Genomic DNA, 19,767 nt, shown 5'->3' with positions numbered 1-19,767 from the left:
TGGCGCTAATTTTACACACTTGAGTCAAATAAAATCCAACCGTTTGTGCTGATATGTCATATTGATAAATTTACTAAGACTTACCGGATGGATGCGCTTAGCATCTTGGCTAGGTGTAATAGGTCAAGCCGCGGGAATTCCAGTTTTATTTGGGATTACACATGTTGAGCCGGTGCACCCAAGTTCGGAGATCTTTTATTGTATGGATGCCCTAATCAGAAAATACTGTAGTCTTTGGTAGAAAATTGTTTGGCTTATTTATCATTAGGATTTCTGCAAAACCAGCCTGGATTTACTCTCTTGTTATGACCATTTAGCCTGTCAACCCCTAGGCATAAAACAAATACTGTGGGATAATTATTGCCCAATTACGTTAATATTTGTCTACTTGTATGAAAATTAAAGCAATTATCTTGATGATCTCTATTTTTTTCCCTTTCGCTTTATTCGCTAGTTCCTCGACTTGCCGCTTATCAACGGGAATCAATGTACATACTTCCAAGCGAACTTTAAGTATTTGTAATCACGGTGCTGTGGTTAAGACTTTTAAAGTAGCTCTTGGATACAAGGGTATCGGTAAAAGACGAGCGGGGGATAATAAAACGCCAATTGGCTTATATGGACTAGCTTACCCAAGAAAATCCAATCAATTTAAAGTCTTTATTCCAATTCTCTATCCGACCATAAAGCAAAGAGCCGCGGGTTATACAGGTAGAGATGTAGGGATCCATGGGCCAACTCAGACATCTAAGGCCATAGGCTGGTTAGGCAACTTGCCAGGTGCAACACGTGGATGCATTGCTGTTGGCAAAAATAATTATATTGAATATGTAGCTAATTGGATAAAGGCTAATCCTAGGGCTGCGAAGGTTTTAATTATCTAACCTTAGTTAACGTCAGTTATGGATAAGAAACTATTTAAAAGGTAATAATGTTAGATTTAGATGAGCTAATACCGGGGTTGCTAAGACCGGTATTGCGATTTTTAGGTTGGTTTATTATTGAAGTAATTCTTGAGTCATTTATCGATCGATTCGTTTATCCCACAGGTAAAAGAGCTTTTAAGATTGTTTCTTTTGGGTTGTGTCCAGTTGAAAAGCCATCTAATTTGATGAAGTTTATGATTTACTCTACAGGCATTATTATCCTTTTTTTATTCTTATATTTGCCTTTTTGCATCCTGCGAGCGTTAGTCTAACTTGTGGCCATCTAGATGCTGCTCATCACGTTCCTTGTCTTGCTTCTCTTTCTGTTTTTCTTTTTTGGTTCTTCCGAATTTAATGCGATTCTCAGTGGCCTTTTTTTCTTTTTCCAAACGAATTTTGGCCTTTCTTTTCTTATTGAGATTAATGATGTTTGCCATAGTACTCTCTCAATGGGGATATGAGTAGGTCACTGGTATCTCTACCTGTGCTTTCGCTTTAAAAAAGCGGTCGAATTCACTTAAAAATTGCGTATTAGTGCTTGTTATGTCAGTAATACTATAGGCTGATGCAAATGCATTAGCAATCTCACCAAGGGTGGCTGATTCCCTGGTTGCTGCATTAGTTAAGCGGTGGTTTGCTATATCCTGCGGATTTTCCAAGGTCCAGAAGTGGTTATATTTGTAGTTAAAATAGGTTTGATATAGCTTGCCTAGAGTAGTTTCGTAAATTAACGTCCATTGCAGATCTCCATCAATGTTCTTTGATGTTAATTGATTGCGCATGGAAAGAAGGAAGTCAGCTAATAACATAGGTTTGTATTTCTTTTGAGATTAAAAAAAGCGCAAATGATAGCACTGAGCAAAATATTTTCATATAGTGAATAGATGCGGCGAATAGCAAGTAATAAGAGAAATGTAATAGGCCAGCCCCTGCTTGAGTACTGAATTCCCGCGGCTTGACCGCGGGATCCAGTGGTTAGAAGCCCTTCACTCTGAGCTTATAGATCCCGCGGTCAAGCCGCGGGAATTCGGGATGGGAGTGACCTATTACAGAGAAATAATCATAAAAGATGTTAATTAGAAAAAGTACTACTGCAAATTCAGAAAAAATACTGTATAATGCGTGACAATTTTTTATCCATTTCATAAGAGCGCTATGACTGACTTAAACCTTTATAGAAATATTGGTATCTTCGCCCACGTTGATGCCGGAAAAACAACGACTACTGAGCGTATTCTTAAGCTCACTGGTAAAATTCACAAAATGGGTGAGGTTCACGAAGGTGAATCAACAACCGACTTCATGGTACAGGAAGCAGAGCGGGGTATTACTATTCAGTCCGCAGCAGTAACCTGTTCTTGGAAAGGTCATCGTTTCAATATTATCGATACCCCGGGCCACGTCGACTTTACTGTTGAAGTATACCGTTCACTGAAGGTACTCGATGGCGGTATCGGCGTATTCTGTGGTTCTGGTGGTGTTGAGCCTCAGTCTGAAACTAACTGGCGCTATGCGAACAATTCAAAAGTATCTCGTTTGATTTTCGTCAACAAACTCGACCGTATCGGTGCAGACTTCTTGAAAGTAACTGAGCAAATCAAAAAGGTATTGGGTGCAAATCCATTAATTATGACTTTGCCAATTGGCATTGAAGATAACTTCGTCGGTGTTGTCGATTTATTAACTCGTAAAGCCTACGTTTGGGACGAAACTGGTCAGCCAGAAAATTACAGTGTTACTGATGTACCAGCTAATATGGTTGATGAGGTTGAAATGTATCGCGGGCAGTTAATTGAAACTGCGCTTGAAATGGATGATGAATTGCTGATGGCTTATTTAGAAGGTGAAGAGCCTTCAATAGAAGACATTAAGCGTTGTATCCGTAAAGGAACGCTTGAATTAGCCTTCTTCCCAACTTATTGCGGTTCAGCCTTTAAGAATAAAGGGATGCAGCTATTATTGGATGCGGTGGTTGATTACTTACCTGCTCCTCATGAAGTTAATCCACAGCCATTAACTAATGCTGAAGGCGAGCCGAACGGTCAATTCGCTATCGTTTCTCCTGATGAGCCTTTCCGTGCTCTGGCATTCAAGATCATGGATGACCGTTTTGGTGCTCTAACCTTTATCCGTGTTTATTCAGGAAAACTGAACAAAGGGGATACTATTCTTAACTCCTTTACTGGTAAAACTGAACGTGTTGGTCGTATGGTTGAGATGCAGGCCGATGAGCGTAATGAATTACAAAGTGCTGAGGCAGGCGATATTATTGCTATCGTCGGTATGAAAAACGTTCGCACAGGTCACACTCTTTGCTCACCTGATCACGAGTGTACACTTGAAGCGATGGTTTTCCCTGAGCCAGTTATCTCTATTGCTGTTTCGCCAAAAGATAAGGGCGCTACAGAGAAAATGAGTATTGCGATTGGTAAGATGGTTGCTGAAGATCCAACCTTTAGGGTTGAAACTGATGAAGATTCAGGTGAGACCATTCTACGTGGTATGGGTGAATTACATCTTGATATTAAAGTGGATATCCTGAAGCGTACCTACGACGTTGAATTAATAGTCGGTCAACCACAGGTTGCTTACCGTGAAACCATTACCAAATCGGTTCAAGACAGCTATACCCACAAGAAACAATCTGGTGGTGCTGGTCAATACGGTAAAATTGATTACACAATTCAGCCAGGTGAGCCAAACACAGGATTCACTTTCATTACCTCTGTTGTCGGTGGAAACGTTCCTAAAGAATTCTTCCCTGCAATTGAGAAAGGTTTCCGCTCAATGATGAGCACAGGTACCTTAGCTGGCTTCCCTGTATTGGATGTTGTAGTTGACCTTACCGATGGTGGTTACCACGCAGTTGACTCCTCTGCGATTGCATTTGAGATCGCTGCAAAAGGTGCTTTCCGCCAATCTATACCCAAAGCGGGCCCACAACTTCTAGAACCAATTATGAAGGTTGACGTTTATAGTACAGAAGAAGATGTTGGTAACGTGATTGGTGACTTAAACCGTCGCCGTGGCATGATCTCAGGTCAGGAACCAAGTGCTGCTGGTGTTCGTATTAAGGCCGATGTTCCTCTTTCAGAAATGTTTGGTTACATCAGTACCTTGCGTACCCTTACCTCTGGTCGTGGTCAATTCTCAATGGAATTCTCTCACTATGCGCCTTGCCCAACTAGCGTAGCTGAAGCAGTAATTGCCAAAGAAAAAGAGAAAAAAGCGGCTGCTAAATAAGCTAGTCTTAGTAGTTTTTAAAAAGCCCTGTCAGTTTGTCTGATAGGGCTTTTTTTTACGGTTTACGCTTATTCACAAAAAGTCTGTATTGCACAATGAAACCTTGATTAGGCTTTTGTGGGTTGGATCACTGCCCAAAGCTAAGCTGCATATCCCTATGAGGGATACCTGCATCTAAATACTCATCACTACAAACCACAAAACCTAATTTTTCATAAAACGGAATCGCATAGGATTGAGCTCCAAGCTTTGCCTTTTTAACTTGGGGGCTCTTTTGAATATCCTCTAGTATAAAGTTCATTAACACATGGCCAAGCCCTTGTTTTTGATGGGTTTCTAAAATTGCTACGCGCTCAATCTTCGCGTAATCCCCAACATGGCGAACACGAGCGGTACCCGCAGGTAGTTGATTGAGAGACAAGAGGTAATGTTCGCTGCTAGAATCCAGCCCATCGAGTTCTTCGTTAATTGGGACCTTTTGTCCTTCCACAAATACCTGATGCCTGATGGTAAGGCAAACTTGAAGATCTGCTGTAGCAGACACTTTTTTTACTAGAATGTTGGGTGCTTTGATACTCATAGATACTCTAAAGTTTAAAGGCGAGAAGTCATGATAACTGATCTTAATATTGAAACGCTTCTATTGGTAGCTGTGTGGAACAGGCCCTGCATTTTTCAAGGCTGCTTTAAAATCACCGATTTAAATAGCGACCATAAGGTGTTGTTTTTCTTTAGATGCCAGTCAACCTATACCACACAGGAAGCTATTATTAACAGAGAGTTTTCTCCTGATGATTATCAGTTTACTCATTTGTATGATGATTCAGGCTTGGTTCTGCTAGATACTTTAAATCAAGCACAAGAGCAGGGTTTATACCTTTTAAAATATGCCTTAGATACCACGCTGTTCACTATGCTAACACGGAAAAACCAGCATATTACGAGCATTGATGATGTTGCTATGCAGCTTATGATTGATAGAGTTTCGCCAATTATTAACAGAGAGGCTCCATTGCCCGAAGGTGAGGAGCACCTTGGATTTGCGGTAGCAATGGATTTTTGTCCCAAGGAAGAAATGGGGCGGCAAGCAGCGGCTGCATTGCTGGCAAAATTAGAATAGTAGAACATCGATTACACTTGCTGTATACTTCATGAACATTTGCTAATCAAATTAAGTTAAATTTAATGCCTGCGTCAAACGCTGTTGCAAAATGGCCTCCCAAAGAAGTTTCAGCTGAAAGAGAGCATCCTAACCAACGAGTTTACTGGTATGACAGTGCTACGCAAATTCCAAGTAAATTAACTGGCAAATACTTGCCCTCAGCGGCAGTGGTTAAAGAATTTGGAAGGTTATCTTCTGGTGTTAAGGCACAACATCTTGAGTCAACAACGCTTTTTATAAATTTACCTGCAAAATTTTATCAAGAGTATCTGTCAATTCAAATGAGCTCTAACCCGATCAATTTTCCTAAAATTGGGCAAAACAAGAATATCTCTGTTCGTGCCTGTATGGAGCGGCACCCTTCATTTGCTACAAGACGAGGGCGCTTACATCCAAGTCATTGGCTAGAGTTGGGGTGGGTTTCGCAACAAGCTTATATTAAATGGCTTAATTCATCGATGCTATTTGCTTTTTCACATTGTAATCATTATACCTCTGCGACTCGGCTTATTGATGCTGATCAGGAACGCAATAGCAAAGAACCCTCCTCCACATTTCATTTCAAACACTATTCACAGCGAGAACTAAAATACAATCCTAAGAGAACCAATATTTTTAGTGTAACAGGCTATGAATTTCGTGGTTTTAGAGAGCAAGGTAGATCCACCATAAGATCAACAATTCCAGCTGTGGAGCAACATACGCAGCTGACAATGAACCAGATTTTGCTAGCCGCAGAAGAAACGGATACAACAGATGTTGTGCTAATACCCTTTGGTATGGGGGTTTTCATCAAGGGACAGCGAGAGGAACCGCAAATACGTGCTGCGATGATGGCGGGGATGGTCGAATCTCTAAGCGCATACAAGGGGCGTCCTGTCACTATTCATTGCTGTGGATGGCCTGATTTTTATACGCAATTGGCTAGTGTAAATAACCCTAGGATTCAATTTATAGATGGTGCCGGTAATGATGCCTATACTATTGCCAATAGCATTCAGGATAGGGGGGATGAGCAAGGTGAACAGGAAATAATACCTGAAGAACTTAAAGATGATTATGTGCCAAGACCACTTAAATCGATGCTTGTTAACGCAGGTGATAATGATTGGACAGCGCTATTGGATAAGACCAAAAGGCCTGGTCAATTCTTTTTTGGACACTCCCTATATCACCAAACATCCGATGAATATTACGCATTAGTTACTAATTTTGCTTGTCACTCTGTGCAAAATTTAATTTCAGCTTTTGGTAATTTATTTAATGCTAATAAAATCAAAAAGTTAAATTGCGAAATAACGGCTCCATTTGAGTCAAGTTTATCTATGGAGCAAATTGATCAGATTGATGAATTAAAGACAAAACTTGAAAAGGAATATAATAGTTGTTGGCCTTATCCCAATAAAGATCGCAAGATCAACAAATTTAAAGGACTAGAACTCTTAATCAAAAGTGCAGAAACTATGACTATTGATAAAGCTGTCAAAGCGGCAACAAAAGCTTATCCTGATTTACTCCTTGGTGGTGTAAGCTCTCGTACTGCAGATTTAATAGAAGAATTAGAAAACAGTGCTGATTATTCCTTAGGCCCTGTTTAACAAAAGGATGTTCTTCCTCGCTTGTGTTTTGATAAGCGTAAGTGACTAAAGACAGTTCTGATTAAACATCCCCTGAACGAATTAATAAGAGGGATAATTTTGAACATTCGAAAGGGGATATGATGGTTTTCAAGCGGGGAGTTAAAAGTCATTTAATTTTTATGCGATGAGCTGATGGATTTCTCATCGCATAAAGTTTGTTATACGATTACTTAGATGGTTTGAATTTAAGATTTTCAAACATATAAACGCTGATTAATTTTGCCGAATTATTTTCAAATATAAATTCATCAATATATTCACCATCTCCCATTTCGCCATCTTTCAATTTGAAATTAAAGCGGAACCTAGCTGCATAGTGATTCTCGTCTCCCTTGCTTAGAAATGTTTGATGAACCTCTGTGTCAGCCGATTCTATATTAGGAAGAAATGAATGGAAAAAGTCATAGGCACCTACCTCTCCTTTGGAGGTAGAAATAACGGTTCCTCCATCCGAAAAAAGTGCTGTAATCCCTTCTGGATCAGCTTTTCCCAGATCAAGAATATACTCAGTAATCACATGTCTTCTTTGTGAGTCAAGATTTACTGAGTCTGAATAAGACGACTCGGCCGCAATTGTATTATGTCCTATCGCTATAGCTAATAGAAAAGCTGGTATTTTTAGATTGATTTTCATACAGATGTCCTCATTAAATTACACATTGAAACATTTGTAATATATCGACCAGCAATTTATATGTAAAATATATAATACCTATTTTTATCATAGCTAATATTTATAGCATTTAAGCAAAATGCTCCTTTGATTAGTGAACAGTGGATTAAAAAAGTGCTTTAATAACATTTGAAATGGTTTGAATGGCTTGAATATTTCGATTCTCATTACGATAAATTAAACATACTTCGTCTGAGTAGACGGGGGCGTTAGGGATACGCCTGAGCTTATCCGGATACATGGATTTTGCAACCCGAGTTGGGAGTATGCCGATCCCACATCCATTGGCTGTTAAATTGGCTACTACTTCCAAACTATTCATGGTCATAATACGTTTGGGAGCAGTGCCTGTTTTTTTGATTTTTTGTAATAAGTTCTGGGTTTGGGTGAGATCTGGCTCACATAATATAACAGCATCCTTAGAGTGAATGTCTTGTATTTTTCGCGCTCCTTCAGCAACCCAGAAAGTTACTTCATCTTCACAGATTTTTCGAATAACGAGGTCGGGGTGTTTGAATGGGTTGACAACTATGCCTATATGAATAGATAAATTGATAACTTGTTCCGTTATTTTTCGTGAAATATCGTGTTTTAAATGTATTTCTAATTTTGGATAGTTTTCTAGCAAATCAGCCAGGAATTTCGACACCAGATAGATAGCAATGGTCGGATGGCATCCCACGGTAATATAACCCTGTACTTTTTGATGAGAGGCCAATGCCTTTGATTTTGTATTTTCCCAGTGCTGCAGCAAAAGCCTTGCCTGTAATAATAATTGCTGCCCTGCTTGTGTTAAGGTAACGCCATGTTTGTGTCTAACAAAAATTTGGGCTCCTAGAGACTGTTCCAAACGTTTTATAGCTAAACTTAATGATGGTTGGCTAACCCCAAGCCTCTCAGAAGCGCGTGATAGATTTAAGGTGTTTGAGACTTCAAGAAAATACTCTAGCTCAGCTGCAGATGGAAGCATAAATATCACCTATAACAAGTATGATTAACATATACATTACATATAAATGAAGGTAATTACTAATCAATATACCCAGCTTAGGATGAGTTGGAATATTACTCTTCTACTTGAACTCATGATTGGGTCAAAAGACAAAACAGTTGCTCTTTTATAATCATGGAAGTTTCTTCATAAACCATAGTATTAAGTCATCGTCTACTGCTGCATTATTTCCTGGTTCAACTGATTTGTATTGATAAGTGATGCCACGCCCATCGGGGATGTAGCCTCTTTTAATATACAATTTTTGAGCATTGCCATAATCTGAATATAATCCAACTCCCAAACCTACTTTATTGTTTCGTAGAGAGGCTTCTTTTTCAGCAACATTCAACAGTTCAGAACCAATCCCCTTATTTCGATAAGGTGGTAGCACATTCAAATCCATAATTTCAGGAATTTGATTTTCACTGAAAGGTTGGTAATAGGAATCCCATCTTAAAGTCACATAGCCTGCTAGTTGTTCATTGTAAAAAGCAACCCAAATGAGGCGCTCTCCCTTGATTTGTTCCTGCCAATACAATTCAAAGGTTGATACAGGTTTAGGCCAATGGTGGCGATCAAATTCGGTGACTAAAAGAGAAATATCTTTTTCAGAAAAGGGGAGTATCTTGATTCGGCCTTGCTCAATATCAGATTCACAAAATTCTTTACGTAAGAAATAAAAGACCGAGTTTTTTTGAAAACCATGTCGTTCAAATTCCAGCTTAAATCCAAATTTTTGATAAAAAGCAAAGGCCTCCCAATCCATTGTATTTACTGTGGCAAAGGTGCAACCCTTTTCTTTGCCGTAAGTTAAAGCAGCAGTTATCAGCTTAGTTCCCCAACCCTGATGTCTAATTAAATCACTCACCCAAAGCTGATCGATATAAAGAGAACCGTAGAGTGTGCAACCGTTACAGCCACCAACAATTTTTTTGCCGTTATCTCGAATAAGGTAAGTGAAAAAATGAAGCGCCTTCATTCCTTTTTTTTCTTTGGCATAAGCCATGATGCCATTGCCAAGAACTTGAATATCACCAGGTTGTGGGTTTTCTTCAAACGATAATTGTAAGGTCATGTAGATATTATCCTCAGTAGATTGTTCAATTAAAGGGCCTTTAGCCTGAACAGATAAGTGTTTTGTGATTCCAACACATTGCCTGCATTGCTGGCAATTTCTTGTTAAAGAATATTATCTTATGCATAATGGGCAGCTATTTTATGACTTAAAGAGCAATTTTTTGGAAACAAACAGAGCTGGTAAGGATGGTTGTTCTAATGAAACTATAGGAAAAAAACGTTCTCTTTCTCCTTATCTTTATATTGCAAGACCAGACCATTGGATAAAGAACATTTTTATGTTCCCTGGTGTTGTTCTGGCGTTCATTTTAGATACTAAGTCAAGTTTCACTGTAGCAATAATCAATGTACTACTTGGCTTGATAAGCTGCTGTTTAATCTCGTCAGCAAACTATACGCTGAATGAATATTTAGACTCTAAAAGCGATAGATATCATCCCTTAAAACGTCATCGACCAGGCGCCTTATACCAACTAAACAAAAAAATTGTTTTTCTAGAATATTTCTTATTAATATTTATCGGACTAAGTTTAGCCTGGCTAATTAATCCTGCATTTTTTGTGGCAAGTGTTGGTTTGCTCATTATGGGCATGCTTTATAATACGCCTCCAATTCGTACTAAGGATTACCCTTATATTGATGTGCTTTCTGAATCCATTAATAATCCCATTCGTTTCCTCTTAGGTTGGTTCACTATTATCTATTCAATCGTACCACCAGCTAGTGTATTACTTGCCTATTGGATGGGCGGCGCATTTCTAATGAGCAGCAAACGTTATGCGGAGTATCGTAGAATTAATAACCCAGTTCAGGCTGGGCTTTATCGCCATTCTTTTAAGTATTACACTGAGAAAACACTAATTCTGTCTTCCTTTTTTTATGCCTTTTGTTCTGGCTTTTTTATTGGTGTTTTTCTAATAAAATATAAAATTGAGTTATTACTAAGTATGCCGCTCTTCGCAATTATATTTACATGGTATATGAGTATAAGTATGAAAAAAGATTCTGTAGCCCAAGCTCCAGAATTGCTTCATCGGGAACCTTTTTTTATGTGCTTTACTATTCTTAGTTTTATAGTTGTAATCGGATTATCTCTAGTTAAACTTCCCGGTTTACAACTCTTGATGAAGGCCTATTATATTCCAATTAAATTCACCCAATTGAACTAGGGCAAGCTCGTCAAAATCATGGTTGATATTATTAATGAAGTTTCTCAATAAAAATGAATGGTCATCTATTGTTTTTTTCCTGTTTATAGGATGCCTATATATCATAGGCTGGTCCATGCAATCTCATTTGGCATTGAACCATGATGTTGGATGGCTTTTAAAGGTTGCAAAGCGTTTGCTAAATGGTGGTCATGATGTAGGTAGTTTCTTTGAAAATAATTTGCCTTTGATTATATACCTTTATTTGCCAGCGCTATTACTCTCTAAGATTACTTCTTTAAATATATTGTTATCTTTTCGAATATATATCTATATCCTTGCAAGCATATCCTTTCTTATTTGCTACAAATTATCCAAGAGAATTTTCCATAATGCCGCTCAAAATCTATTTGTTAAAAGAGTGTTCATGCTTACTCTTTTATATTGTTTTCTCATACATCCAGCGTATTTATTTGGACAAAGAGAGCACTTGGTTCTAATTTTTACTATGCCTTATTTCTTCATGATGGCTATCCGATTTCGTGGGGAGGAAATCAAAGCTAGTTCTAGTTTATTAATTGGCTTGTTTTCAGGGTTGGGATTTCTAATTAAACCCTATTTTTTGCTCCCGCTAATTTTATTAGAGTGTTATTACCTCTTTCTACAAAGAAAAATCCATATATTTCGCACGGAAATATTAGCTATCGTTATCGTTTTTATCACTTATTTTCTTTGCCTTTTCACAATTAATTTAAATTATATTGAGATCGTATTACCTTATATATGGCGTTGGTATTACCTAGGAAATTCTTACCCAGCGTTCGATTTGATGGTAAACGGAAGAAGCTTATTTTGCCTGTTTTTGGCAGTTGTTTTTTTTGCTTTTCCTAAAAAGGAGAATATAGAATTATTGCAGGTCTTGATTATCGCATTAATCGGCTTTTGGCTCTCTTATTTTGTACAAGGATTTGGTTGGTCCTACCATATTTTGCCTGCATTTTCCTTGGCTCTATTAATTGCTGTGCTACTGTTTGTGTCTGTATCCATAGAACAGGCTAGTCAGTCCCTAAAGACATCTATTCTTAGCCTGTCTATCCTCAGTCTTTTTTTTATACTTGAAGTAGCAGTTATATGGGACGATTATAAAAAACACGAGCTGTCTGCAACGCTATTAAAAAAATGGCATGATGAGCTTCTGCTTAACAAAACAAATAATGCTGTTTATGCACTAACTACGGCGGCTCCCTTTTTTCCTGCTTCCTACTATATACCTATCAAAGTATCAACACGGTTTTCATCCTTTTGGATGTTACCAAGCATGGTGAAGTGGTCTTATATGGCTAAAACAGGAATAAGCCAAGAACAGAGAGAGAGGGATGTTAAATTTTTGGGTGATATGGTGGCGCAAGATTTACGAACCATAAAACCAGGCCTTGTCTTTGTAGATGTTTCACCTAAGAAATGGCTGTTTCAATGGATACAAAAAGTAGGTTTTTTGCAATACCGCTATAAGTATCTTCCCTTTAATTATCTTGATTTTTTTTCACAGAATCAGCAATTTAATAGGGAGTGGAAAAATTATTACTATTATAAAACTGCAGACATTGATGGTACTCTTTATGCTATTTATCAGCGAAAACAAGTTAATGCGGTAGCTAAGAACTTACAATAACTAATAGACAGAGGCGATGAAAGTGAGTAAATCTGAGCGGAGTGCATACGAAGAAAGCGTAATAGCCCCCTCCTCCGTCATCCTGAGCGTAGCGAAGGGTCCCCTGAATGTGACACAGTGCTAGTCCCGGAGATCCTTCGCTACGCCCAGGATGACGGGCCATGTAAGGGTGACGGGGGGACCTATCAATGGTGTCAACTTAAGGAGCAATACCCCTGGTTCGAAGACGATATGTCCTCTCTCCCCTTGGGGAGAGAGTTAGAGAGAGGGGGAGATGCGGCATAAAAATACTTAAGTTGACGCCATTGGGTGACCTATTGCAAGAAAACCGATACAAATTTTCACTTAAATCCACTAAACTAATAATTTTATAGAAGATATCTGCTTTGAAGATTAATCTAAGTCGAGAAAAATTCACTAAATGGTTTTTTCATTTTTTTATCATTAATTTGATAGTGATTTATATCTTAGCGTTTAGATATCTTGATAGTAGTTTATCGTTACAACTTTATGTATTTGAAAATGACGGTATCGTACAGGCAAGCTTTTTTTATCAGGTGCTTTTTCTACTTTTTTTAACAATCACAGCTATAAGCTATTTTTCACTGTTGACCCTAGCCTTTTTAATTCCCTCTTTTCTTGCTTTTAAACTAACTAAGAAAAACTGGCTAGGTATTTCATTAAGCCTCCTGACAATGGGCGGGTTTATTTTATTCTTATTAATTGATTTATATGTATTCAAAATTTATCGATTTCATTTAAATGGCTTCTTATTTAAGATGCTATTTAGCCAATATAACAATCAAATATTTTATTTTTCAAAAAGTGAGTGGCAATATTTTTATTCAATTGTTAGCGGTATTTTACTATTCGAAATATTGCTTGCTTATCTATTGTGGTACAAAAGTAAATTTGACTTTAGCAAATTTGTTTATTATTTCCTTTTTCTTTCAATGAATTTGATCATAGTTTCTTTCAGTTCTGCTTCGCTTTACGATAAGTACCTATTACGCAGAGCAATAGTTGCTTTTCCTTTTTACCCCGAAATTTTTCGTCATATTTTCTTCAAGACAAAAACACAGATGCGGTTTTATGCTTACAGCCAATTGTCAATGCAGCCGCAATTCTCATCGCATCCCTTAAATTATCCGACCTATCCCCAAAATTGTGATAAACCGCAAAGACTGCCCAATATTATTATTGTGCTAATTGATACCTGGAGATTCGAGGCACTAGGTGAGAAAATGACTCCTAATATTTCTGCGCTTATGGCTGAAAACCTTGCCTTTACCAATCATTTGAGTGGCGGTAATGCGACTCAGCCTGGTGTTTTTTCTCTGTTTTACAGTCTTCCTGGAATGTATTGGACCTCAGTTCTAGAGCAAAAGAAAAGTCCTGTTTTAATTAATCATTTGCTTAGCTTAGGTTATCAATTTGGGATATATGCGAGTGCTAATCTAACAGTTCCAGATTTTGCATCGACTATTTTTCGTTCTATCCCTAACTTAGAAACTAATACAGCAGGTACTTCGACCTCTGAACGTGATAAGAAAATTACAGATAAATTCCTCTCATTTTTAGAAACTCGTGACAAATCCAAGCCCATTTTCTCCTTTATTTTTTATGATTCAGCTCATCAATTTTGTGACAAATTTTATGCTCACGGTCCCTTTCAACCTGTAGTTAAAGAATGCACTCGCTTTCTGCTTCATAAAGATTATGAGTCCACCCCTCTGCAAAATCGCTATCGCAACAGCGTTCATTTTATAGATCAGCAAATTGGTCGAATATTGGATGGTATAAAAAAAGCTAATTTATACGATGATTCAATTATTATCATCACAGGAGATCATGGGGAGGAGTTCAACGATAACCATAATAATTATTGGGGACATGCAAGCAATTTCACTAAGTTTCAACTACAAACGCCACTCATTATTCATTGGCCAGGCAAGGCTAGACAACAATTTTCATATCGAACAACACATTATGACCTTGTTCCAACGCTATTAAAGGAGGCCTTTTCGTGTGAATCATCCCCAGAAGGATATAGTAATGGCCTAAGCCTCTTTGATGCTCAAAGTCGCGATCCTCTTATAGTGAGCGCTAATTATAATTATGCTTATCTTTATTCTAATGTAATTACTCAGATTTTTCCTTCCGACAATTTTGAGCGCAGCGACTTCAATACCAATCAATTTATAAGTTATGAACCAAAAAAGGAGGAACTTATCTCTGCCTTGCAAAAAGCTAATCGATTCTATAAGGATATAAATCCGCAGGATCATCCTGGGTGACCCTCCCGGAGGGGGAGTGTGTAGCATGTTCATTAGTGCATGGGGCGGTGGCTAGCAGCGCTTTATTCTCTAATAACTCAGCGAACTTTAATGGTGTGCCAAAATTTGCAGAAAAAGCATGTATATTTGCCCCTTTCTGTATTAAGCGCTGACAAATTTTTTTGTTTTGTGATAGTACAGCAAAATGAAGGGCGCTAAGGCCTAAACTATTTTGCAGGTTAACATCAATATTGGTATAGCTCAGTAAATAGTCCACGATAGGCCATTGTTTGGTAGAACAGGCTGCAATTAATAAACTATTACCATTCTTTGCTAGTTGATTGATGTTTATCATTGTTGTTGCTAATAATTTTTGAACTACATGCAAATGCCCATTTTCGCAAGCCACAAAAATTGGCCCTATATTATTGGTCTTAGACAGTTGATCAGGATTAGTTTTTAATTCCAATAACTGAGTGACTCTTTTGAGATTTCCTCTTTGCGCTTCGAGATGAAGCAAGCCTAAACCATCGCTGTTTGCCATTTGAGCTCGTCTACTATTAATGGCTGCATATTCTGTCAGAGTGGCTGTTAATCGGTTTATCAGTCGCGAATCAATATCAGCCCTATAGAAAAGCTTGATTTTCATTAGACAAATTTCGTCATCGTTAAAACAGTCCGCCAATGCGTCAGCAAGCGATTCGTTGTCATAGCTGTAAAAATATTCACCCTCTTCTGATTCGCCATCAAAATCATTAATATCTGATAACTGCCAAAGTTTTTCTTTTCTACTATAACTGAGGAAAACATCATGATCAGGCGATTCAATACCGAGACAAATAGAGGGGTAGGTTGCGAAATAGGGGGAGAGTAATTCAAACAACTCTGTAATTTCGTTTTTCTCTAAAATGAAAACTTCTTCGGCACTTCTTAATAGTTTCTCTTTTAATAGACCACTAAAAATCAATTGCTTGGAGGCATATGTTTGCAAAAGAATCGTAGAGTTTTGATACTGATCTTCACAGATCGCTGCTATAGAGACAAGAAGCTGATAAGTTGCTAGTAGCTGTTTATCTCTTTTAGAAAAGCCTAAAAGACCAACCTTTAATTTTGCAGCCTCAATTTCATGCGCCAGAGCTTCCATATCTGTATGGTTACCAATAAAATCCAGCAGGTTAAACAACTGATCAGATATTTCACCCAGATAAGCAATAGCTAAAACAGTATCAAAACCAATACAGGGACCAACACCAAAATTAATACCTAATTTATCAGCTAGCCTAAGTAACTTATCTGTAGAAAATGACATTTATATATGCGTTTAAATAAAACAGGCTGCATTATACTTGCGAAATATTAATGAAAAATTAAATGGTTTTTAGAGGCATTGCTTAGGTTGCTTCTATGATGAGATCTCACATTTATTCCCTCGCCCCTTTGGCGAGAGGGAGAGGGGATCTAATGCTATTGCTGAGCGAGATAAAACCAAAGGGGATTACTGAGTTATTCCTTCGTTATTCTCTAGATTTTCCCCATACAACGAGCTCAAAATCACGGCAATTTATGGCGATTTAATACTCGGCGAATCTACCCATTGTACGAAACGCCCCGCTTGATCAACCCAGAGCTCGGGATGGAGCAGGGTGAAATGGCCATAAGAAAAGGGGGTTCCTTTTTGCATAATCCATTTTCCATATTTTACCCGTTTGATTAAATCAGGCATGCGATGAAATTCTGGTGAATCTATCGCATCGTCTGTGAAATCGAGGGCAAAGACCTTGGCTTTGATAGTAGGTAATAAGGCTTCAGGGTTATAGTCCTGAGAGGCAGACATGACGTAAATAATGTCATTAGCATCATAATTCATACTTGCAAGTTTGGCGTTAAGAATGTAACTGTTTGCATCTTTGAGATTAGTGATGGTGCGTTGCATATGGGGTACGCCATCAACCATCATAGCCATTAGGGGCCAAATGGCCTGTAGGCTATAGGGCGGTATATCATAATTTCCTTTATTCCAGGAGGGATCATTTTCAATGCTGTTAACAACGATTTGTCGCCATAATAAATTGCGTCCATCAATAGCCAGAGGAAGACAGACAATAGGCATGATGCCATCCATGAATTCAGGATAGAGCTCACTCCACAACCAGGTATGCATTCCCCCCATTGAGGTTCCAACTATCATTTTTAAGTGAGAAATTTTTAATTCTTTAACAACTAATTCATGTTGCAATTCAACCATATCATGATAGCCATAATGCGGGAATGTCATGCGAAGTCCATCGCTGGGTTTGCTTGATTGGCCCTGGCCAATATCATCAGGGAAAATCAGAAAATATTTATTTGCATCAAAGGGCTTACCCGAAGCTAATAACGCCTTATCAAAATGGTTAAACATTTCACTGCCACTACCCCCAGTCCAATGTAAAAATAGCACGGCATTTGTAATTTCGCCCTTATCATTTTTTTGAGGGGTACCGAGAGTAATATAGTGTAGGCGAAGATTCTTGAGTGTTTGACCGTTCTTGAATTGATGCAGCGGAATTATAAAATCAGCTTCATGATAGCCAACAGGTTTTTCTTCAAGAACACTAGTTTTGCCAAGAGCAGACTGTAATTGAAAAACTAGTAGAAAAGACAACAGGAGAACTCTCATTTCTATTCAATTCCTTATTAAAAAATCGATATATCAACAACAGAATAAAGATATTACATTGGCTTTCGATCTTAAAGGAGTTTATGAGATAAGGCATCATAGCAATAGTACTTGCTTCTAAAATGCGATAGAAGTAGCATGAATGTTCTCATCGTTTAGTGTATTGAAAGGAATAAAAGTATGAATCATTTAGATGATTTAAGGGATTATATTTCTGCTTTAAAGGCGCTAAATGAAATTCAAGAAATTGATGTCGAAGTAGACCCCTATTTAGAAATTGGCGGAATCATTAGACGATCTTATGATTTGCGAGCTCCTGCCCCTTTATTCAACAACATAAAAGACAACAAGCATGGCATCCGCATTTTAGGAGCTCCTGTTGCAGCTTCTAATAAGCCTAAAATGTTAATGTCGCGGGTTGCCGTTTCTTTAGGTTTAGAACCGCAAACTAGTGCTCAGGAGATTATCAAGGTTTTAGCAGACTTGCCAAAATGCAAGCAAATACCTCCGATCACTGTTCCAAGCGGCCCATGTAAAGAAAATATTTTGATTGATGAAGCAGTGGATCTGAGTGTCATACCTACACCACAGCTCAACCTTAACGATGGTGGTCCTTACATTAGCACACTAGGTACTATAGTTTGTGCTACGCCAGATGGTTCCTGGATAAATTGGGCGATTGCTCGGGTTATGTATTTCGGCGAGAAAAATCGCTTAGTCGCTAATGTAGTACCTGGCCAAGACACCAATAAGATAAGAGATATGTGGACTGCTATTGGAAAGCCAATGCCCTTTGCTTTATTCCAAGGTGGTGCGCCGATTATTCCCTTCGTTTCTGGCATGGGAATTCCTGAAAGAGTTAATGAGCGAGATGTCATCGGCGGTTATTTAAAAAAACCTCTGGAATTAGTCAAATGCGAAACAGTAGATTTGGAAGTTCCTGCTAATGCTGAAATTGTTATTGAAGGCAGTTTTTCTCTCGATGAGTTAGTTACCGAGGGGCCAATGGGCGAGTTTTCCGGTAGTATCTGTCTAGCTGGAAAAAACAAAAATCCCGTTTTAAATATCAGCGCCATGAGTTATCGAAATAATGCAATTCTACCGGTTGTCGTTGGTGGTTATCCTATAGAGGAAAACCATACTGTGTGGGCCTTAGGAATAGCTGCTAAAATTTATTCGGATTTAAAAGATGCGAAGGTTCCTGTTACTAGTTGTTTTATTCCTTTTGAAAGTGCTGTTCACTGGTTGGTAATTACTATTGATCGTAATTATATCTGGCAACAGAAAAAGGCTGGAACTTATAAAAGTGCTGATATTATTGAGCAAATAAAAGAAGTTATCTTTAAGACCAAACCTGGGATTTGGATGGCTAAAACCCTAGTTATCGCAGATGATATTGATCCCTCTAATATCAATGACGTAGTCTGGGCCTTTGCCACAAGGTGTAATCCGGATAATCAACTCATTTTTCCAAATGAAAGCTTGCCAATGCCATTGGTAACTTTTTTATCCAAAGAGGAAAAGGAAGAACTGAAGTGCACTAAAACGATTTACAATTGCCTGAGGCCTGATAATTGGACCCAGGAAGAAATACCAGCACCTGCAAAATTTGAGTCTAATTGGCCGGAGGATCTAAGAAATAAAATTTTGGCAAATTGGCATCTGTATGGTTATAAATAGGAAGGCGATCACAAATAGTTATGAAGAAAAAACGTATCATCATAGGCATAACCGGAGCTTCCGGAATTATTTACGGAATACGTCTACTTGAATTGCTAGCAAAAACTGAATACGAAACTCATCTTATTGTTTCTAAAGCTGCACATCAAACGCGTGTTTATGAATCTAAACTCAAAGCCTCCGAACTTTATGCTCTGGCTGACAAGCATTACCCAATTCATGATATTGCTGCTTGTATTTCAAGTGGTTCTTATGTGACTTGCGGAATGATTATTGCACCTTGTTCGATGCGCTCCCTTGCTGAGATTGCCTGCGGTACTACGTCGAATTTATTGACTCGATCAGCAGATGTTATTTTAAAAGAACGCCGACGCCTGGTGTTAATGGTTCGTGAAAGTCCCTTGCACTTAACCCATATTGAAAATATGAAACGCGCGACGGAGATGGGGGCTATCATCGCTCCTCCTGTGCCTGCTTTTTACAATAGACCGAAGACTATTGATGAACTTGTTAATCACAGTGTGGGTCGTGTCCTCGATTTATTTGATATTGAAGTCGATATTGTTAAGCGTTGGTCTGAGGATAATAAAAAACTGAGCGAAGAATTTGGAGAATAG

General features: G+C 38.2%; 18 protein-coding genes. 10 read left to right on the top strand and 8 right to left on the bottom strand.

From position 1 onward, the window contains the following. Nucleotides 1–392: 392 nt before the first annotated feature. Nucleotides 393–884: a L,D-transpeptidase family protein gene (locus BN1094_RS10045; RefSeq protein WP_043874268.1), complete on the top strand. Its 492-nt coding sequence runs from the start codon at nt 393–395 to the stop codon at nt 882–884. Between the two features lie 47 nt (nt 885–931). Beyond that, nucleotides 932–1,198 (top strand): hypothetical protein, encoded by a 267-nt coding sequence (locus tag BN1094_RS10040; RefSeq protein ID WP_043874267.1) that lies wholly within the window; start codon nt 932–934, stop codon nt 1,196–1,198. On the opposite strand, the gene BN1094_RS19315 is transcribed toward BN1094_RS10040, so the two are convergent. Then, nucleotides 1,190–1,363 (bottom strand): DUF4169 family protein, encoded by a 174-nt coding sequence (locus tag BN1094_RS19315; protein ID WP_081935112.1) that lies wholly within the window; start codon nt 1,361–1,363, stop codon nt 1,190–1,192. The genes BN1094_RS10040 and BN1094_RS19315 overlap by 9 nt on opposite strands. A 9-nt stretch (nt 1,364–1,372) precedes the next feature. After that, the gene (locus BN1094_RS10035) at nt 1,373–1,735 is read right to left on the bottom strand and encodes a hypothetical protein (protein ID WP_043874266.1); all 363 of its coding nucleotides are present in this window, start codon (nt 1,733–1,735) and stop codon (nt 1,373–1,375) included. A gap of 346 nt (nt 1,736–2,081) precedes the next feature. Here BN1094_RS10035 and fusA point away from each other — a divergent pair, with 346 nt between their 5' ends. Continuing rightward, the gene (gene fusA, locus BN1094_RS10030; protein WP_043874265.1) at nt 2,082–4,169 is read left to right on the top strand and encodes an elongation factor G; all 2,088 of its coding nucleotides are present in this window, start codon (nt 2,082–2,084) and stop codon (nt 4,167–4,169) included. A gap of 127 nt (nt 4,170–4,296) precedes the next feature. Here fusA and BN1094_RS10025 read toward each other — a convergent pair whose 3' ends face one another. Continuing rightward, nucleotides 4,297–4,749 carry a GNAT family N-acetyltransferase gene (locus BN1094_RS10025; protein ID WP_043874264.1) on the bottom strand — a complete coding sequence of 151 codons (453 nt, stop codon included), beginning with the start codon at nt 4,747–4,749 and terminating at the stop codon, nt 4,297–4,299. Between the two features lie 30 nt (nt 4,750–4,779). Here BN1094_RS10025 and BN1094_RS10020 point away from each other — a divergent pair, with 30 nt between their 5' ends. Both BN1094_RS10020 and BN1094_RS10015 read left to right on the top strand, forming a co-directional pair. Further along, nucleotides 4,780–5,289 carry a hypothetical protein gene (locus BN1094_RS10020; protein ID WP_043874263.1) on the top strand — a complete coding sequence of 170 codons (510 nt, stop codon included), beginning with the start codon at nt 4,780–4,782 and terminating at the stop codon, nt 5,287–5,289. Between the two features lie 65 nt (nt 5,290–5,354). Beyond that, the gene (locus BN1094_RS10015; protein WP_043874262.1) at nt 5,355–6,929 is read left to right on the top strand and encodes a hypothetical protein; all 1,575 of its coding nucleotides are present in this window, start codon (nt 5,355–5,357) and stop codon (nt 6,927–6,929) included. Nucleotides 6,930–7,137: 208 nt separating this feature from the next. Here BN1094_RS10015 and BN1094_RS10010 read toward each other — a convergent pair whose 3' ends face one another. From BN1094_RS10010 to BN1094_RS19985, 3 genes are all read right to left on the bottom strand, one after another. Then, nucleotides 7,138–7,605, bottom strand: a complete 468-nt coding sequence (locus BN1094_RS10010) for a nuclear transport factor 2-like protein (protein ID WP_043874261.1) — start codon at nt 7,603–7,605, stop codon at nt 7,138–7,140. A gap of 145 nt (nt 7,606–7,750) precedes the next feature. Then, nucleotides 7,751–8,614, bottom strand: a complete 864-nt coding sequence (locus BN1094_RS10005; RefSeq protein WP_043874260.1) for a LysR family transcriptional regulator — start codon at nt 8,612–8,614, stop codon at nt 7,751–7,753. A 154-nt stretch (nt 8,615–8,768) separates the two neighbouring features. Further along, nucleotides 8,769–9,713 carry a GNAT family N-acetyltransferase gene (locus BN1094_RS19985; RefSeq protein ID WP_245614289.1) on the bottom strand — a complete coding sequence of 315 codons (945 nt, stop codon included), beginning with the start codon at nt 9,711–9,713 and terminating at the stop codon, nt 8,769–8,771. A 163-nt stretch (nt 9,714–9,876) separates the two neighbouring features. Here BN1094_RS19985 and BN1094_RS09990 point away from each other — a divergent pair, with 163 nt between their 5' ends. The 3 genes from BN1094_RS09990 (at nt 9,877) to BN1094_RS09980 (ending at nt 14,832) form a co-directional block, all read left to right on the top strand. Beyond that, nucleotides 9,877–10,884 carry a UbiA prenyltransferase family protein gene (locus BN1094_RS09990; protein ID WP_218054614.1) on the top strand — a complete coding sequence of 336 codons (1,008 nt, stop codon included), beginning with the start codon at nt 9,877–9,879 and terminating at the stop codon, nt 10,882–10,884. Between the two features lie 34 nt (nt 10,885–10,918). Beyond that, on the top strand, nt 10,919–12,535 hold the full coding sequence (locus BN1094_RS09985; protein ID WP_141650459.1) for a hypothetical protein: 1,617 nt from the start codon (nt 10,919–10,921) through the stop codon (nt 12,533–12,535). Nucleotides 12,536–12,921: 386 nt separating this feature from the next. Further along, nucleotides 12,922–14,832, top strand: a complete 1,911-nt coding sequence (locus BN1094_RS09980) for a sulfatase-like hydrolase/transferase (protein WP_043874258.1) — start codon at nt 12,922–12,924, stop codon at nt 14,830–14,832. Here the strand turns inward: BN1094_RS09980 and BN1094_RS09975 are convergent. Together BN1094_RS09975 and BN1094_RS09970 are read right to left on the bottom strand one after the other, a co-directional pair. Further along, entirely contained in the window at nt 14,786–16,120 is a 1,335-nt protein-coding gene (locus BN1094_RS09975; protein ID WP_043874257.1) for an ankyrin repeat domain-containing protein, read from the bottom strand. The genes BN1094_RS09980 and BN1094_RS09975 overlap by 47 nt on opposite strands. A 252-nt stretch (nt 16,121–16,372) precedes the next feature. Then, on the bottom strand, nt 16,373–17,470 hold the full coding sequence (locus BN1094_RS09970; protein ID WP_099909006.1) for an alpha/beta fold hydrolase: 1,098 nt from the start codon (nt 17,468–17,470) through the stop codon (nt 16,373–16,375). Between the two features lie 180 nt (nt 17,471–17,650). On the opposite strand from BN1094_RS09970, the gene BN1094_RS09965 reads away from it, so the two are divergent. Beyond that, a complete protein-coding gene (locus BN1094_RS09965; RefSeq protein ID WP_043874255.1) occupies nt 17,651–19,150 on the top strand; it encodes a UbiD family decarboxylase in 1,500 nt (499 codons plus the stop codon). 20 nt (nt 19,151–19,170) lie between these two features. Further along, nucleotides 19,171–19,767, top strand: a complete 597-nt coding sequence (locus BN1094_RS09960; RefSeq protein ID WP_043874254.1) for a UbiX family flavin prenyltransferase — start codon at nt 19,171–19,173, stop codon at nt 19,765–19,767.

It is taken from the genome of Legionella massiliensis (assembly GCF_000756815.1).
GTDB classification, from domain to species: domain Bacteria; phylum Pseudomonadota; class Gammaproteobacteria; order Legionellales; family Legionellaceae; genus Tatlockia; species Tatlockia massiliensis.
This window is presented reverse-complemented; position numbering and strand designations above follow the sequence as displayed.

Excerpts from the sequence above, each read along its gene's own strand:
- BN1094_RS10010 (WP_043874261.1), bottom strand. The coding sequence starts at position 7,605 with ATGAAAATCAATCTAAAAATACCAGCTTTTCTATTAGCTATAGCGATA.
- BN1094_RS10015 (WP_043874262.1), top strand. The coding sequence starts at position 5,355 with ATGCCTGCGTCAAACGCTGTTGCAAAATGGCCTCCCAAAGAAGTTTCA.
- BN1094_RS10045 (WP_043874268.1), top strand. The coding sequence starts at position 393 with ATGAAAATTAAAGCAATTATCTTGATGATCTCTATTTTTTTCCCTTTC.
- BN1094_RS09975 (WP_043874257.1), bottom strand. The coding sequence starts at position 16,120 with ATGTCATTTTCTACAGATAAGTTACTTAGGCTAGCTGATAAATTAGGT.
- BN1094_RS10040 (WP_043874267.1), top strand. The coding sequence starts at position 932 with ATGTTAGATTTAGATGAGCTAATACCGGGGTTGCTAAGACCGGTATTG.
- BN1094_RS10020 (WP_043874263.1), top strand. The coding sequence starts at position 4,780 with ATGATAACTGATCTTAATATTGAAACGCTTCTATTGGTAGCTGTGTGG.
- BN1094_RS09965 (WP_043874255.1), top strand. The coding sequence starts at position 17,651 with ATGAATCATTTAGATGATTTAAGGGATTATATTTCTGCTTTAAAGGCG.
- BN1094_RS19315 (WP_081935112.1), bottom strand. The coding sequence starts at position 1,363 with ATGGCAAACATCATTAATCTCAATAAGAAAAGAAAGGCCAAAATTCGT.
- BN1094_RS19985 (WP_245614289.1), bottom strand. The coding sequence starts at position 9,713 with ATGACCTTACAATTATCGTTTGAAGAAAACCCACAACCTGGTGATATT.
- BN1094_RS10025 (WP_043874264.1), bottom strand. The coding sequence starts at position 4,749 with ATGAGTATCAAAGCACCCAACATTCTAGTAAAAAAAGTGTCTGCTACA.
- BN1094_RS09985 (WP_141650459.1), top strand. The coding sequence starts at position 10,919 with ATGAAGTTTCTCAATAAAAATGAATGGTCATCTATTGTTTTTTTCCTG.
- BN1094_RS10005 (WP_043874260.1), bottom strand. The coding sequence starts at position 8,614 with ATGCTTCCATCTGCAGCTGAGCTAGAGTATTTTCTTGAAGTCTCAAAC.
- BN1094_RS09970 (WP_099909006.1), bottom strand. The coding sequence starts at position 17,470 with ATGAGAGTTCTCCTGTTGTCTTTTCTACTAGTTTTTCAATTACAGTCT.
- BN1094_RS10035 (WP_043874266.1), bottom strand. The coding sequence starts at position 1,735 with ATGTTATTAGCTGACTTCCTTCTTTCCATGCGCAATCAATTAACATCA.
- fusA (WP_043874265.1), top strand. The coding sequence starts at position 2,082 with ATGACTGACTTAAACCTTTATAGAAATATTGGTATCTTCGCCCACGTT.
- BN1094_RS09960 (WP_043874254.1), top strand. The coding sequence starts at position 19,171 with ATGAAGAAAAAACGTATCATCATAGGCATAACCGGAGCTTCCGGAATT.